This window comes from Chryseobacterium sp. S0630 (genome assembly GCF_024158915.1).
Classification (GTDB): domain Bacteria; phylum Bacteroidota; class Bacteroidia; order Flavobacteriales; family Weeksellaceae; genus Chryseobacterium.
In genome coordinates this window covers 1-16,585 of sequence record NZ_JAMZGF010000086.1, presented here as the reverse complement: position 1 = coordinate 16,585, position 16,585 = coordinate 1, and the positions used below count along the sequence as shown (strand labels likewise).

General features: G+C 35.6%; 14 protein-coding genes. 4 read left to right on the top strand and 10 right to left on the bottom strand.

Annotated elements, in window-relative coordinates; all coding sequences use genetic code 11:
- Nucleotides 1–83 precede the first annotated feature (83 nt).
- Nucleotides 84–1,181 carry a DUF3667 domain-containing protein gene (locus tag NK356_RS22865; RefSeq protein ID WP_253318138.1) on the bottom strand — a complete coding sequence of 366 codons (1,098 nt, stop codon included), beginning with the start codon at nt 1,179–1,181 and terminating at the stop codon, nt 84–86.
- 348 nt (nt 1,182–1,529) lie between these two features.
- Between NK356_RS22865 and rplM the strand changes: the two genes are divergently transcribed.
- The 3 genes from rplM (at nt 1,530) to rpsB (ending at nt 3,347) form a co-directional block, all read left to right on the top strand.
- Nucleotides 1,530–1,985, top strand: coding sequence for a 50S ribosomal protein L13 (gene rplM, locus NK356_RS22860; RefSeq protein WP_002976217.1), 456 nt, complete (start codon nt 1,530–1,532; stop codon nt 1,983–1,985).
- A 6-nt stretch (nt 1,986–1,991) separates the two neighbouring features.
- Entirely contained in the window at nt 1,992–2,378 is a 387-nt protein-coding gene (gene rpsI / locus NK356_RS22855; protein WP_002976218.1) for a 30S ribosomal protein S9, read from the top strand.
- 207 nt (nt 2,379–2,585) lie between these two features.
- Nucleotides 2,586–3,347, top strand: coding sequence for a 30S ribosomal protein S2 (gene rpsB, locus NK356_RS22850; protein WP_034692922.1), 762 nt, complete (start codon nt 2,586–2,588; stop codon nt 3,345–3,347).
- A 72-nt stretch (nt 3,348–3,419) separates the two neighbouring features.
- On the opposite strand, the gene NK356_RS22845 is transcribed toward rpsB, so the two are convergent.
- The 9 genes from NK356_RS22845 to tsf all read right to left on the bottom strand — a co-directional run bounded on the left by NK356_RS22845 (nt 3,420) and on the right by tsf (nt 15,567).
- Entirely contained in the window at nt 3,420–3,605 is a 186-nt protein-coding gene (locus tag NK356_RS22845; protein ID WP_131797547.1) for a hypothetical protein, read from the bottom strand.
- Between the two features lie 388 nt (nt 3,606–3,993).
- Nucleotides 3,994–4,434, bottom strand: a complete 441-nt coding sequence (locus NK356_RS22840; RefSeq protein WP_034692924.1) for a DUF6759 domain-containing protein — start codon at nt 4,432–4,434, stop codon at nt 3,994–3,996.
- On the bottom strand, nt 4,431–4,973 hold the full coding sequence (locus NK356_RS22835; protein ID WP_253318137.1) for a DUF6759 domain-containing protein: 543 nt from the start codon (nt 4,971–4,973) through the stop codon (nt 4,431–4,433). Before NK356_RS22835 ends, NK356_RS22840 begins: the two co-directional genes overlap by 4 nt.
- Nucleotides 4,974–5,145: 172 nt before the next feature.
- Complete coding sequence (gene trmB, locus NK356_RS22830) at nt 5,146–5,823, bottom strand: tRNA (guanosine(46)-N7)-methyltransferase TrmB (RefSeq protein WP_034692928.1); 678 nt, start codon at nt 5,821–5,823, stop codon at nt 5,146–5,148.
- Between the two features lie 96 nt (nt 5,824–5,919).
- Entirely contained in the window at nt 5,920–6,684 is a 765-nt protein-coding gene (locus NK356_RS22825; protein WP_034692929.1) for a DUF6759 domain-containing protein, read from the bottom strand.
- 291 nt (nt 6,685–6,975) lie between these two features.
- Nucleotides 6,976–7,770 carry a hypothetical protein gene (locus tag NK356_RS22820; RefSeq protein ID WP_034692932.1) on the bottom strand — a complete coding sequence of 265 codons (795 nt, stop codon included), beginning with the start codon at nt 7,768–7,770 and terminating at the stop codon, nt 6,976–6,978.
- Nucleotides 7,771–7,973: 203 nt separating this feature from the next.
- A complete protein-coding gene (locus NK356_RS22815; protein ID WP_253318136.1) occupies nt 7,974–11,372 on the bottom strand; it encodes a T9SS type B sorting domain-containing protein in 3,399 nt (1,132 codons plus the stop codon).
- Nucleotides 11,373–11,592: 220 nt separating this feature from the next.
- Nucleotides 11,593–14,418 (bottom strand): T9SS C-terminal target domain-containing protein, encoded by a 2,826-nt coding sequence (locus tag NK356_RS22810; RefSeq protein ID WP_034692935.1) that lies wholly within the window; start codon nt 14,416–14,418, stop codon nt 11,593–11,595.
- 324 nt (nt 14,419–14,742) lie between these two features.
- Nucleotides 14,743–15,567: a translation elongation factor Ts gene (tsf, locus tag NK356_RS22805; protein WP_034692936.1), complete on the bottom strand. Its 825-nt coding sequence runs from the start codon at nt 15,565–15,567 to the stop codon at nt 14,743–14,745.
- 143 nt (nt 15,568–15,710) lie between these two features.
- On the opposite strand from tsf, the gene NK356_RS22800 reads away from it, so the two are divergent.
- The gene (locus NK356_RS22800) at nt 15,711–16,481 is read left to right on the top strand and encodes a DUF6759 domain-containing protein (protein WP_034692937.1); all 771 of its coding nucleotides are present in this window, start codon (nt 15,711–15,713) and stop codon (nt 16,479–16,481) included.
- The last annotated feature ends 104 nt before the right edge of the window (nt 16,482–16,585 follow it).

The following is a 16,585-nucleotide window of genomic DNA, read 5'->3' as shown; positions in this document are numbered from 1 at the left end:
AAAAACAAATCAAAATATATAAAAATTATTTACTTTTTAACAAGAAAAACCGCCTCAGTTGTGAGACGGCTTCATTTTTTTATTTAGTGAATCATCATGAAACTTATCAGGGCGAGGCCCAGGAGTAAAAACATGAATGCAATAAAATTAATAGTAAATAATACCATTCCAACAATAATGCTTACCAAGCCATGGGCACGATAAACACGCCTGTGGGCAATAAAGAAATACGCCATGGTGTATAATAACAGGAATGATATTGTTAAATATAAAATAGTATTAATCAGCCAAAAATCTATAAGGCCTGTCAACTTAAAGATTAGGAATATCAGTAAGATGGTTAGCAGTAAAAACGAGAAATAATGCAGGGTAAAAATTCCGTGATCAAAATACCACCATTTTTTCTTACTATGGAAAACCCATAAAAAGAATGCGAAAAGTGGAAGGTAGATGAAAAGGGCTTTAGGAAGATTATGAAAAGACTTTTCTAACATGCCGGCCATAATCTCCTTTTTCTTAACCCCTTTTTCTTTAAGCTCAAAGAATTTGTGAACAATGGGAGCTTCAATAAAACTGAGAGATGACGGGTTTTTGGCTTTAGCAGAATCATAGGCCTTTCTGGTTTTATATTCTCCAAAGCTTACGTCCGGATCTATTTTTTTGTCCATGTTCATCATGTCTCCTATCTCAGAAGAATCAGGCATTGCTTTTATTCCCTCAATGGCAAGAGAGTCTTGTTCAGTCAGATGTTTTTTTGCTTTGATACTGTCTATCAGCTTTTGTTTTCCAGCAGGTTTCATGACTTTTAAAAGGTTGGTCTTACTATTTTCTCCAGTATTTCCCTCTTTTGGAGAGCCTATATTAACCATAGGAAAAAGGGCAAACACGAAGAATGTAATAAAACTGACGAAAATATAAAGCTTTACAGGTGGTACGAACTTCTGTCTCTTCCCTTCAAGATAAGTATTTGTCAGTTTGCCGGGTTTAAATAACAGATTTTTTACTGTTCCCCAGAACTGTCCGTCATAATGAGTAAAATCTTCAATGAAATGGGTGAAAAGAAAATAGAAAGGCTGTCGTCTTTCAATGTTTTCCTGCCCGCAGTGGGGGCAAAACCTTTCTTCAACCTGATGTCCGCAGTTTAGACAGGTTTTATCTTCTCGTACTTTTCCGTGGCTCATGATTATGGAATATGATTGCCACAAATATAATTATTTCAGTGAAATTATATATATACTAGTATATTTTAAGGGAATCGTTAAAGTAAATTTAATAAAAGAAAGAGTTGAGGGAATAAACTCTTTGCTGTTTCATTGGTGTTTTTAGAATCTTCGAAGTGTTTTTTTCATCGGCTCATTAGTTCGCAAGATCTGTGCCAAAATTATAAATAGTGTTAAAATCTATTGATAGAGGAGTGTAGAGTGAAGATTATATAGATTAAATAAAATATGTTTTTGGGTTACGAAAATAATTTGTACCTTTGCACACCCTTTTAGGGGTAAATTATGTTTAATCTTTAACTAAAACGTGTGAATACATTAAGTTACAAAACTGTTTCAGCGAACAAAGCTACTGCTAATAAAGAATGGGTTGTGGTAGACGCTGAAGGACAGCCGTTAGGTAGATTAGCTTCTACGGTTGCAAAGATTTTGAGAGGTAAGCACAAAACGAACTACACACCTCACGTAGATTGTGGTGATAACGTAATCGTTTTGAATGCTGGGAAAATTACACTTTCCGGAAACAAGTGGGCTGATAAGACTTATATCTGGCATACAGGATACCCTGGTGGACAGAAGTCTATGACTGCGGCTGAACTTCAAAAGAAAGATTCTTTAAAGGTATTAGAGAAATCTGTAAAAGGTATGTTACCTAAAAACAGATTAGGAGCTGCTATCCTTAAGAACCTTTACTTATATGAAGGAACTGAGCACAAACATGAAGCTCAACAGCCAAAAACAATTAATGTTAACGAATTTAAATAATTAATTATGTCTATAGTTCACAAAATCGGAAGAAGAAAAACTTCTGTAGCTAGAGTTTATGTAAAACCAGGTTCTGGTGTTATTACAGTAAACGGTAAAGATGCTAAAGAATATTTCTCTACAGACGTGATGGTTTACAAATTAAACCAACCGTTTATCCTTTCTGAGACTGTTGGTCAGTATGACGTTACCGTAAACGTATTCGGTGGTGGAAATACAGGTCAGGCAGAGGCTATCAGATTAGGTATTTCTAGAGCTTTATGCGAAATCAACGCTGAGTTCAGATTAGCATTGAAGCCAGCTGGTTTACTTACAAGAGACGCAAGAATGGTGGAAAGAAAGAAGCCAGGTCAGAAAAAAGCAAGAAAGAGATTCCAATTCTCAAAACGTTAAGATTTCTCGTTGGCAGATGGCTTATAGCTATTGGCTACAGGAATGTATTAAATTTTTTTTAAACTTAATCTCGGCGAAAAGCCCATTGCCAAAAGCAAAAAGCAAACCGCCAATTGCCCGTTACGTTTAGCATCCAAACGCTTCTCCCATCTAAAGAAGTTGTTGATTGTTTAAAAGACGGAAAGTAAACTAACAAAAACAGAAAACATGGCAAAAGCAAATGTAAAAGACCTTTTAGAGGCTGGCGTACACTTCGGTCACATGACTAGAAAGTGGAATCCAAATATGGCTCCATACATTTTTATGGAGAAAAACGGTATTCACATTGTAGACTTACATAAAACAGCAGTTAAATTGGATGAAGCGTGCAGCGCTTTAGAAAAATTAACTTCTGCAGGTAAAAAAGTTCTTTTCGTAGCTACTAAGAAGCAAGCGAAAGAAGTAGTTGCAAAACACGCTTCTGAACTTAATATGCCTTATATTACAGAAAGATGGCCAGGAGGTATGTTAACGAACTTCGTTACTATCAGAAAGGCTGTAAAGAAGATGAACTCTATCGACAAAATGAAAAAAGACGGTACGTTCGAAACTTTATCTAAAAAAGAAAGATTGCAAGTTGACAGACAAAGAGCTAACCTAGAGAAGAACTTAGGTTCTATCGCTGACATGGTGAGACTTCCATCTGCTGTATTTGTAGTTGATATCTTAAGAGAACATATCGCGGTAACTGAAGCTAAGAAACTTGGTATTCCAGTTTTCGGTATCGTTGATACAAACTCTGACCCTAGAAAAGTTGACTTCGTTATCCCAGGAAACGATGATGCTTCTAAGTCTATTGATATGATCCTTAGCGTAGTTTCTGAATCTATCAAAGAAGGTCAGTCTCAAAGAAAAGCTGATAAAGAAAAATCTAAAGAAGAAGGAGAAAAAGTATCTGCTGATACAGATGCTGATTTCGATGCAGAATAATTAAAGATTTTCTTTAATATAGGAAAAACGCTGGATTTCGGTCCAGCGTTTTTTTATTGTTTATATCCGAATTTATTTCTTAGGACATACCATTAGCTCCGGTAGATCAGGATCAGTACTAGGAATAATTACTCCAATTCTGCATACTCCATTACAGCACATTTCTCCCAGTTCCATACTACAGCCATCCATACAGCTTCTGTATCCTCCTTTGATTGTTCTTAGCTCAGTTCTTGAGACTTTTTTTAAATTTTTCATGGTTTTAGTTTTAATTTTTTTCCTACTCTATATGCTTTTCGGATACCGCAATTATATTTCTAAATATATGGAAATATTTTTTATGTGTTTGGTTTTCAAAATATTATTTTGATTTAATGCCAGTTTTTACTTTTAATAAAAGGACTTTAGCTCAGCATTATTTTAAGAACAATGAAATATGAGGACGGGCTTATGGATATTGGTTTATGCTGATCGTTCTATTAAGCGTTTTCCGGCAGTATAAATTCTTTCATAGACTTTTTCCTATAACGAGTTATTTTGAGAGCTTTAAAAGCCATATGATCCTGGTGTCAACAGCTATTGATTATAATAAAGATGAATACCTTCATTAAAAAATAAAAACCTGCAGAATTCTGCAGGTTATATTTTAGTTTGAAAGTTTTATAGAATAAGAAGTAGTAACAAATTTTGTTGATTGGTAATTAGAATTACAAACTACTCCGGATAATCTGTAGTTCTGATTTTTGGGAACCATGGTATATCCTATTTTACCTGCACCAATGGGGATCTTCTTGAAGAAATTGCCGCCGCTCACCGTAAGGACCATATTACAAGGAGATTTATTTTCCACAGAAATAGAGGTCTTTGGATTTTTAGGATCATCACTGTTGAGAAGGTCATTAAGTACATCAGCTGTTTCCGGCTTATAAGTCTTCATAAGATCGTTATACTCTCTTTCTGTATTGGCTCTGTTCCCTGAATTGTTAGCAGGATAAGGGTAGGAGGTTCTTCCCGGATAGCCTCCATAATTGACATTACAGCTGGCAAGAATCAATGAAATTCCGGTAAGAACTAATAGTTTTTTCATCCTATTTTATTTTTTGACTTTTGTTTTTTTTTTGACTTCTCTGTTATTGGCTCCTTTTGAGCAGATTTCAGTTCAATGTTGGACGGTTTTGGATTGTCTACCGTTACAAATATACTTTTTTTAATATCTTTCTGAGAGGAATATTTCATATCACAGATATTGCTGCTCAATGTATATGAGTTTTTCTTAAGTACAATGAAATTTTCTGCATGAGCAGGAACAACAAGATTGTAAAACTCTTTTCCTTCTATCCGCAATACAATATTACAGTCAGAATTATTTTTGAATAAGAGAATCGCTTCATTACGGTGAATATCCTCATTAAACATTGCATTCAGTACCCTTACTGTTTTTTCCTTATGTTCAGCAGAGGTTTCAGCAATAAGCTTTTTGAACTCTTCGGCATCGTCCGAATTAGGATTTCTCATTGCACCTTTAGGAATGTCTGCAATAACAGGTCTTGCTTCCATAGGTTTGGCCGTAAGTGCTCCCTTTGTCCATTCTGTGTTTTTTAAAGCAATAAGCTTTGGTTTCAGCACAGTCTTTTCAGGATCGTCAGGCTGTGCGTTCTTCAGGTATTCTTCAAATTCTTTGATGTTTGTGCTTTTTAAAATGTCTTTACTGCTTTTCTGAGCCTGCGTAAAGTGGGGAATAAGAAATGTGAAGAATAAAATCGTTAGAAATTTTTTTTCATCAAGTTGGTTTATTTCATCAGCTTATCCGGAATTTGATGTAAGTAATTGTTTTTCCTTTCGCTGAGAATAGCTCTTCATAATACGTTTTGATGTCTCTCAAATGTTCTGTATTAGGATCGTATTCTGGTGCACCGTAGATATCATGGTGGGCAGAAATGATTTCATAACCTGCTCCCTGTAAATATCCAAGGGTATATCCATGCAGGAATTCTGAATCGGTTTTCAGGTGTATAATTCCTCCTGGCTTCAGGAACTTTTTATATCGGTTTAAAAAATCCGGATGGGTTAATCTGTGTTTTGTTCTTTTATATTTAATCTGTGGATCAGGGAATGTAATCCAGATTTCGTCTACTTCATTTTCAGCAAAGAAATAATCTACAAGTTCGATCTGAGTTCTCAAAAATGCTACATTAGTCATGTTGTTATCCACGGCTTCTTTAGCGCCAAACCAAAATCTGGCTCCTTTAATATCAACTCCGATGAAGTTTTTTTCAGGAAATGTTTTTGCGAGTCCTACAGAATATTCTCCTTTTCCACAGCCCAGTTCCAATACGATAGGATTATCATTTTTAAAAAAATTGTCTCTCCATTTTCCTTTAAGATCGAAACCATTTAAAGCATCTTCTCTTGTTGGCTGGATTACATTCGGTAATATTTTGTTTTCTGCAAATCTTGCTAATTTATTCTTGCCCATTGAGTTATAAAATGAGTGCAAAAATAGTGAAAATTTATGGAGTCTCTATGTCTTTTGGTTGTAAAAGACATAGAGATCATTCGCATTTAGTTTGTATTATTGACTTCCCAAAGCCACCATAATTGGTCTTTCAATTGTTTTTTGTGAAGCATATTGAGCTCCGCAAACAAGGCTGGTAAAAAGATATTGCCCTTTATCTATCACAATGGAACCTTCACCCTGAGCAGGAACAGCCAGTCTATATTTGGTAGTTCCTACACCTTCTATTCTTACGATGATATTACAATCCGATTTATTTCGAATCAAAACAATACATTCTTTAGCATTAGGATCATTATCAAATAAGGAATTTAAGATTTTTACTGTTCTGTTTTTGTGTTCTACAGGAGATACAGCCATCAGCATATTGAATTCTTCTGCTTCAGCATTAGGAATTGCCGTATTTGCAGTGGTATTCACAACATATGTATTTTGAGCAGTACTTGGAGTAAACACTGTGGTAGATTGTTTTGCAGCCAGCTCAGCTTTGTATTTTGCAATTTGTTTTTGTTTGATGATGGCATTCATTTCATCAAAAGTAATTTTGGTAGAAGGTCTTCTCCTCAACATAGCAAGCATTTCCTGCATGTCTTTTACCTTTTGATCAGCAGGGTGTGCATTTTTGATATACTCTTTCATCATTTCCATTACCCTGGGTTTCAAAACAGATCTTCGGGGATCATCAGGGTGAGCATCCCTTAAAAAGGCATTGATCTCATAGATATTCTTACTTTTTAAAATATCACTATAATCTTTCCCTTTCTTTTGGGCAGAAACCATAAAAAAGAACATACAGCCAAGAAGTAAAAGTACTTTTTTCATTAATTAATATTAAGTTAGAAATTTGGTGCTTCACTCTTAATTTGCGTTTTGGTTGCTTAGTTTTTTATTTGATAACGAAATATCTGGTGTTTTTATTTTAAACACTTGTTTGTGAGATAAAATTAAGCATATTTTTGAATATTGAGGAATAATTTGTTGCAAAATTTGAATAATTCATATTGTAAATACTTGTAGTAAAGCATAGCTGGTAGTTTCAGTCATTCAACAAAAAAATAACCCATGTAATGTACATGAGTTATAAAATATTTTGAGTTGTTTTTTTAAAAATTTCTAGTTACCGCCTACAACTTCCTGAAGGTGTGAATTTTTGAGTCTTTTCTGATAAATAGGAAGATATTTTTCAATAGGAATTTTTACTGCTTCAAAGTTACCTGCTAATACGTAAGCCTGGATATTTTCGGAGGAATAAACAAACTGAAGGAAATTGTCAATTAAGTTTTCCGGTATTTTAAACTTTATAAAATAATCTTTCCCCAGATAATTTTTGATCTGTGCTACGGAGCTGTTCATCCTTTCATAGGCCTGGTAACGCTGTTTTTTCTTTCTTTCACCGGAAAGGATATCATAAATACTTTCCAGGCTGAAGGTAAGTCCTCCATCTCGAAGTCCTGCAACAGGAAGTTCCGGTGGTGTTCCATCTCCTTTGGGTTCAGGAAGACCAATTACTTTTTTAAGGGCATATGCTTTATCTTCTTTTCTTAAAGAGTTAACATCATATCGAAGGTTACCGGTAGGCTTGAACCTGCTGAGAACAATCTCCTGAATTTCGTAATAGGCAATTTTAAGCTCAACAAGATTTTTTTGTTCCATGGATTGAGGAGTCAGCTTGATATCTTTTCTTTCGGTCACGATAGAGGTAAACCGGATGACATCCCCGATATTGGCAGGGATATTAAAGTTACCATTGTAGTCCGTAAGAACGGTCTTCTGTGTATTCAGATTGGTGACATACACCTGATTGAGATATAAAATAGAGTTGTCTCTCAGAAATACCTCCCCGGAATATATTTGTGCATTAATTTTTGCCAGAAAAACCAATAGCAGTAGAGTAAACAGTTTCTTCATATAATGCGCAAAATTACATAGAAATAAAGCAATTCTGTGTAGTTAGATGAATAATAGTGGTTAAAGTTATATTAAACTTTGGGATTAAATTGTTAAGGAGTGTTAGAAACTTGTCATTCATGTAAAAAACGAAACATTTACATAAAAAAACAGGAAGAAAGAAGTACTGAATTTTCAACTGCTTTTCTTCCGGTTTTCTGTTGTTACCTATGTTTTACAAGTAACCAACTCGTGTATTTTACCATAAGGTTGGAGCCATATTCTGTCCAGGTGATGAAGTACCAGTAATTTGCTGTAGGAACATACCTGCCACCAATTCTTCCATCCCAGGTGTATCTGTTTTCAGGAGTGCCTCTGAAGACTTCCGCACCATACCTGTCAAAGATCCGGAATACAAGATTATCATTCTTCATTAAAGAAGAATAGTCGATGACTTCATTATGACCATCTCCATTCGGAGTAATGGTATTGATCAGGTTAATAATGGCAAATGGTTTTTTAACGTCCTCACACATTTTAGAGTCTCTTACAAATATGTTGTGAGCCCCTCTGGGTACATTGTAGAAAACATTGGAACTCTGCCATACCACACCATCTAAAGAATATTCATAAGGAGGTGTACCACCGCTTGCCCCAACTTTTACAGTTGTTCCATCAATTTCAATAGAGGTTATGATTGGAAGAGGTAATTCTGTAACATTTACATATTGCTTGTAAACACAGCCATTGGAGGTAAGTTCTACCCAATAACTTCCGGGAGCAACATTCGTAATGGAAGGAGTAGTTGCCCCGGTGCTCCATAAGTATTTTTCAAAGCCAGGTCCTGCATTAAGTGTAGTAGTGGTTTTTGGGCAAATGGTCTTATCTTTTAAAATATCTGATTTCTTAGGAACTTTAATATTGATTTTCAGAGTACCTACTTCAGGACAAACTCCATTTTTCTCAAAACGGATATAAAAAGTCTGTGAAGTTGTAATATTAACAGGGGATGAAACTGGATTCACATTATTCTGAGCATCTGCTAAAGTTGCATGAAAAGTGAAGGTAACATTTGGATCTAATGTAAACTGGGGAATAAACTGAGCTAAGTTAACACTCTTTATTCCGTCCAAATCATCATCACAGGTGCTTTCTGTAACAGTTTTTGTAATCAATGGTACTTTTGCTCCGATACTAAATTGTAAAGGTTTGATGACAGAAGCACATCCATCCGGAGAATCTACCCTGATGTAAATGGTTGTAGTTGCTGTATAACTCCAGTTATTAGGGAGCGTATTGTTATTCCCTGCATTGGCATCTGCAAGGTTTGCATAATATCTTACATTCGTAAAGTAATTTGGATTATTAAGAACAATAGGGGTGATATTGGAAAGCACCACAGTAACTGTTCCATCCAGATTATCATCACAGAAGGTACCATTGTAGTTATCCAGTACAATAGCTTTATTAAAAAGTGATAGTGTTATTTGCGCAATATTTTTGCATCCAATATTGTCATTAACAACCGCATATACTATTGTTCCGTTAGTTGCGGTATAGGCAGTTGTGTTAGTTATTAGTGCTGCTGCATTTTCATTCTGAGCATCCAAAAGGGTAGGGTAATAAGTAATAGTAACTGGTGAGTTACTGGTAACATTGGCTGTCGTCAGGTTGAATGTTCCCTGCCCATTGATATCACAGGCAAATAATGTTGCATTCATTACGGTTAGAGCCTGAATATTCATCGTAACGGTTATCGTTTCACAATCTGGAAAGTCTGGATCATCTCCACAGAATGTATAGGAGAATGTATCAGTTCCTGATGTTCCTGGAGTATTTACAGTATAAGTAATAACGCCTGTAGTAGAGTTTATAACAGCTGTACCCAATGAAGGTGTTGTTGTAATAGCTACCGTGCTTGGAACGGGAGTTTGTGGTGAACCGCTGAATGCAGGGATTATCGTTTTAGAATTACATGCAGTGTATGAGGTACTGGATAGTTTTGTACAATTCAGAACTTTAAATTGTTCAGTGACTAAAGGTGCACAGCTTCCCATTGTTACAGAGCATGTATAATACCCTGGTAGTGCAGGGGCAATGGAAGAAGTATTTGCTCCCGGAATAATATTCCCATTTCTGTACCATTGGTAGGTATCATAAATTAAAGGATCAACAGTAAGAACCATCCCTGGAATACAACCACCTCCGGATTGTAAAATAACCGGCTGTGTAGGAAAACCGGCAAAAAAACCTCCATATCCTACCGCATCACTGCCGGCAGTGATGCCAGCCATAATTGCTTTATCTGAAACTACAGTAATAGTACCTGTTACATTGGGAATTCCATAGGTAACCCAATTTGTTGTACCAGTCATATTGTAAGGGCCGGTTATTGCTGGTGGATTTGCTCCGTTCACTGTAACGTTAGCTCCTCTTTCTGTAATAATGTTCAGTTTTGTGGTGATATTCAGAATACCTCCGGGGTGACCGTTGGAATGGACAAAATTTTCATTAATAAGTCCCAGTTCATTAATCTGCTTCGGAAGATAACAGTTTAACGCAGGAATAAAATTGAATCCTCCGGTAAATACTTCACTTCCTGCATTTGAATCTCCAGCTAAAATCTGGTAGACATAAGCATTTTTAGAGGTTTTGAGATATAAATTATAATGACCATTTCCCTGAAGGATATATTTGGAATCAGGGATAATGAAGTATTTTCCTGCATTGAGAGTTGCTACAGGGGGAATTTCATTATTGACAAAGATCTGAGTATTGTCTTCAGTAGCAATTACAATAGCTCCTTCTGTACGAGTACCAATCGGTCCGCTACCCTTTACAATGGCAAATTCATTTCCAAGTCTGTTGACAGGTACTGCCTGATCCATTAAAATATCTGAGCTAGCTGGATAATTTCCTGCATATTGACCGTTAAAATTTCCATTGGTAACATTGACAGGTTTGTTTGAAGTAATCTTTGCACCAATGAAACCATTTAAGTTTCCTGTTATGTTACCAATTCCGTCAATAATGTAGGATTGTCCCTTATTTAAAGTAAATGTTAATGTCGGGTTGGTTGTTCCAGTCAGTCCATTTGAAAACTGAACAGTAGGACTGTAGCCGGAAACGGTAACCGTGGTGTTATCTTCGGTTGCCAATACGCTCGTCATGAAATTCAGAATGGGGTTACTCACCGTAATAGGAGCTGTAGCTGCATAAAACTTTAGCCCTGTGGAAGAAGTTCCTTTGGAAGTAATGATTTCTGCATGGTTGAATACTGAGAACCTTAAATTGGCATAAAAGGGAAATTCAGCTTTAAGATATAATCCCTTAGTGGTTGTGGTGAATAAATCTCCCTGCAGTTTGGTAATGATATAATCTCTTAATACATCAAATTTCTGTGGATTATTTTTACTGATATTTACTGTTCCAATCAGAACATTATTATTGTAAATACTTACAGGAAAAGGAGTTGTTCTATTGGTAGATAAATACAGTTTTTGATAGGGATTGGGAGCGGTTGTTCTGTCTATCATAGGAGCAAACCAATGCTCTCGGTCCAATTGGGAAAAAGCAGAGGTGAAAATGCAAAACATAAACAAAAAAGATAAAATTTTTTTCATTCAGCGGTGGTCTTTATCACAAATTTAGTGATAAAAAGTATTAAATTATTGAAAATAGAATAAAAAAATATGATTTCGAAAAGGTGGTTAAACAAAATTTAAATTTATATTATTTTTTTTGCTTTTAACATAATATAATAAGCGGATTTAATTGAAAGTCTAAAAAAATGAGCCGCGATCATTTGATCACGGCTCATTAAATATAGTTTTAAACTAATTATTACTCTCTGTTTTTAACAAGAATCCAACCTGTATATTTTATTGGAGTCTTTTCTTTGTTGGCCTCATTCCAACTGATATGATACCAGTATGTTCCTGTTCCTAATTTTTTATCAAAGTGTTTTCCATCCCATCTGTAGTTGTTGAATCTATTTCCGGTGAACACCATGTTTCCATATCTGTCATACACTACAAAGCTTAGATTTTCTTTATAAGCCAATTCACTGTAATCTATATAATCATTTACATTATCTCCATTAGGTGTAATGGCATTTAATAGATTAGGAATGGTAACTTCCACAGCAATAGGAGTACAGTTATAAACATCTTTTACATAGAAAGTGTGCTGTCCTCTTGTTAAACCTGTGAAGGTGCTTGAATCCTGCCAGTTTGCAGTTCCATCAACTGCATATTTGTAAGGAGCTTTACCTCCGCTTACAATTACAGTTGCTGTATTATTATTGATCTCAATAGTTTGAATTACTGGATCTTCAACTTTTTTAACTTTTACAGTCTGTGTAAGGAAACATCCGTTCTTACCAAGAATTACAGTGTATTCTCCAACACCTATGTCTCTGATACCTGAAGAGGTAGCTCCAGTGCTCCATTGGTATGAATCATATCCAGGACCAGCGTCCAGGTTAGTTTTCGCATCCATACAGATATACTGATCTACAAGGACTGGAGATTTTTTAATTGGTAGTACAATTAATTCAATTTTGGCATTTGCCGTACATCCTTCAGCAGTTGTTACTTTCACATATACAAATCCTCCGGTTGAAGGGAAATTGGTTGGTGTTGTGATTTCATTGATTCCTGCCGTAAGATCATTCAGGGTACGGTAGTATTTTTTTGTAACAGCATTATAGTCTGTTACTTTTGCTTTTGTAAGGTCAAAATAAGCGTAAGGATCCACATCGTACCAACAAGCCTTAATAGAAGCATCGGTTACGATGAATGGTACTACAGTAAGGTTTAATGTCACTTGCTCACAATCTGTAAATTCAACTGAGTTTCCACAGAATTTATAGATGATTTTGTCTGGTCCTAAATATCCAGGATTAGGTGTATAAGTGATTGTTCCGTTTGGATTCACTACAGCTGTTCCTTTGGTAGGAGGAGTTAAAATTACTACTGTACTTGGAACCACAGTTTGAGTGGAAGAAGTAAACGTAGGGGTAATAATTTTAGTAGAACAAGCATTAAGTGCTTGTGTTGTTTCTTTTAAACAAGTTTGTACTTTATAGATAGGCGTTGTCACAGGAGGACATGTTCCCATGGTTACTTTTACAGTATAATTTCCTGATTGAGTAGGAGTATAAGTATAGCTGGTAGCACCAGGAATGGCAACTCCGTCACGGAACCACTGATATGTTTCATATCCATCGTCTACTTCAAGAACGATTCCAGGAACGCACTCACCTGTCTTTTTCGCAATGACAGGGATTGATGAAAATCCGGCAAAGTATCCTCCGTATCCTGCCGAACTATATCCTCCGTTGATACCTGCTGTTACAGCTTTTGTAGAGGTAATCTTAATATTTCCGGATACACTGTTGATTCCGTAGGTAACCCAGTTGGCATTTCCTGCCAGTGGATAAGGTCCGGCTTCAGGCAAAAGAGGAGCGTCATTTACCATGACAGTAGCACCAGCCTCTGTTAAGATGTTTAATTTTACGACCAGGTCACTTGGTGTTGAGCTGGCTCCTCCCACTCCAAGAGGCATTTCATTGATCTTACCGATTTCATCAATTTTTCTTGGAAGAAAACAGTTTAATGGCGGAATATAGTTAAATCCATTGGTAGCATCACTTAATAATACTCCAATAAATTGATATAAATATACATTTTTGGTTGTGGAAATGAACATGTTTGAATGTCCTGATGTCCCCTGAGCAACATAGCTGGTTTCATTAATTCTGTACCATTCTCCGGCAGCAAGTGTAGCAACAGCAATACCTCCGCCATTTAAATATACTTCGGTATTATCTTCAGTAGCCACAATAAGACCTCCCTCCATATTTAAGGTAGGAGCTGTAGATCTTGTTTTTACCATGGCAAATGTATTTCCAAGTCTGTCAACCGGAACAGATTGATCCAGAACCGGGTCACTTCCTGTTGTTGAAGCAGAGAAATTGGCATTACAGCTTCCATTGGTTAATGTTACTGGTTTGGTTGCAACTATTTTGGCGCCAATAAAACCTGTTTTGTTTCCAGACTGAGAGCCAGATCCAGCAAGAATGAAAGATTGTCCTTTTTGTAAAGTAAAAGTCTGAGTATTTCCAGTTGGGCTACCGTTAATAAAAACTACTCCGGCAGTTGGGTTCCATGATACTGTTACATTTGTGTTGTCTTCAGTGGCAAGAACACCTGCAGTAAAATTCTGAATACTGCTTGTATTAGTGTTAGGAGCGGCAGCCACGAAAAATGTTTTTCCAATTCCAGCCTTTCCTTTGCTGGTGATGACTTCCCCGTGAACACTCTGTGCTAGTCTTAAACTACAGTAAAAAGGTTTGACTGCTTTTAAATAAAGCCCTTTGTTACCCACAATGAATGCTTCGGTAGATGTTCCTGTGGAAATAAGGTTATTAGTAACCTTATAGGTTTGTGGATTGCCTTTACTGATTGTAACAGTTGTAATCGCGGCATTGTTGTTGTAAATGGTTACGTCAAAAGGTGTGTCTGAATCAGTAGAAAGGTATATCATATTGTTATACCCTCCAACACTGTCATAATAAGGAGCAATCCAATGCTCGGTATCCCTTTGTGCAAAGAGTGGATTAATTGTCAAAAAAATTAATACCAAACTGAGTAGAAATCTTTTCATGTGTATGGAATTAGGATTTCTACAAAAATAAAATAAAAAATGAAATACTTTTAATAAAATTTAAATAAATGTTAAAAAATCGTCTTTGATATTTAATTAAAAGCCATCTTGAATATGAAACTGGTAATTGAATATCATCCTCAGTCTATGTAATTATCTTTCAGCATTTCCTGGAGAAAAATTTTGTCTATTTGAATTGTTTAAAACCTTATTGGTTTTCCCTCCGGATGATAGTTTTGCGTTAATAAGTATAGCAGAAGTAATATAAAAATAAAAATCCCGATGAAACTTCACCGGGATTCTATATTTTTTGAAAAAGTTAGCTTATAGGCTTACTCTTACAAATCCTGTTACTTTTAGGTCTGCGTTTACAGATTTTACGTAATCAGCAACTGAGATACTTCCGTCTTTAATGAAATCCTGGTGTACCAAAGTGTTGTCTTTGTAGAATCTCTGCATTTTACCTTTCAAGATGTTGTCGATAATGTTTGCAGGCTTACCTTCTTCAGTAAGTTTGTGTCTTTCGATCTCTAACTCTCTGTCGATAGTTTCCTGAGAAACTGCAGTTTCGTCAAGAGCAATTGGGTTCATTGCAGCAACCTGCATAGAAACAGCTTTAGCAGCTTCTTCAGCTCCGTCTACTTTAGCAGAAAGAGAAGTGATTGCAGCAATTTTGTTTCCAGCGTGGATGTAAGCTCCTAAGAAATCTCCCTGGATTCTTTCGAAAGATCCGATTTCAATTTTCTCACCGATAACTCCTGTTTGCTCAACTAATTTCTCAGCAACAGTGATTCCGTGGAAATCTGTAGCTAAAAGTTCTTCTTTAGTAGCAGCGAAGATAGCCATTTCAGCTAATTCGTAAGCTAGCTCAACGAATGCTTCATTTTTAGCAACGAAGTCAGTTTCACAATTTAAAGAAATTACAGCACCTAAAGTGTTGTCTTCGTTTACTCTTGCGATTACTGCACCTTCAGTAGACTCTCTGTCAGCTCTGTTAGCAGCAACTTTCTGTCCTTTTTTTCTAAGGATATCTACCGCTTTTTCGAAGTCTCCTTCAGCTTCAACTAGAGCTTTCTTGCAGTCCATCATACCTGCACCTGTTTGGTTTCTTAATTTAGCTACGTCTGCAGCAACTGGTGTATAAGACATAATATCTATTATTTTTTATTTAAGATTAGTATTAATTTTTAGCTTAATTTTAGAGCAGTGCAAAGATAATGATTTTAATGATAAACTAAAAAATGACTTTTCACGTTATTAATATATTTAATATTATTTTAAAGGTTTGATTAATGAAAAAAATCTTCTTCCTTCTATTTATATGCATTTTTGCTCTAGGTTTTTCTCAAAAAAAGAAAAAAACAAAATCTAAAGCTGTTGTTGAAAAAGAAACTGTAATTATCTATACTGAGCAGGAAGCTGAGATTTCAAAAGAGGCAAGAATAATTGCCGGATTTTTGAAACAGAACCCTGGTCATGCTAAAACCGACTATTTCAAAAGAAAGTTGATTGATATTATCATGGCTGATAATTCTCCGGAAGCAAAGCCTACGATTAAACCAATTAGTAAAGAGAAAATTGAAAATATTGTTAAAAATAATGAATTGAATAGCGGAAAGACAATTGCCGCAAAAAAAACTTATACATCCAATGGGAAACCTGTTTCTAATAATACAGCAGCTGCTATTGAAGCTTTAAAAGAAGAAAGAAGAACTACTTTTGCATCGGTGGGATCTGCAGGTACAGCAAAAACGGCAGGAACATCTAAAGCTGAACCAAGTGAGGAAGGGAAAAGGAGAGCAGCAATGCTTACTCATCTTTTTAATAATGATATCAACAAAAGTGAAGCTTATATCAATATCAAGAACAGATCAGCCTGTAATCTTATTGTTAAGATCAGCGGGAAAAAATATTATAATCTAACGGTTCCAGCAAAAGGGGAGAATTTTATCCTGGTTGATAAAGGAGAATACGTAATGACCACATCAGTTTGTGATGCAAAATATTCATCTGTAAAGAAAATTACTCAGGATATTGAAATTGCCCTGAATGTTGCGGAATAAATAGAATAAGAAAGAAGAAAACTAAAGAAAAAAGAAGCCGTCTCACAACTGAGGCGGTTTTTCTTGTTAAAAAGTAAATAATTTTTATATATTTTGATTTGTTT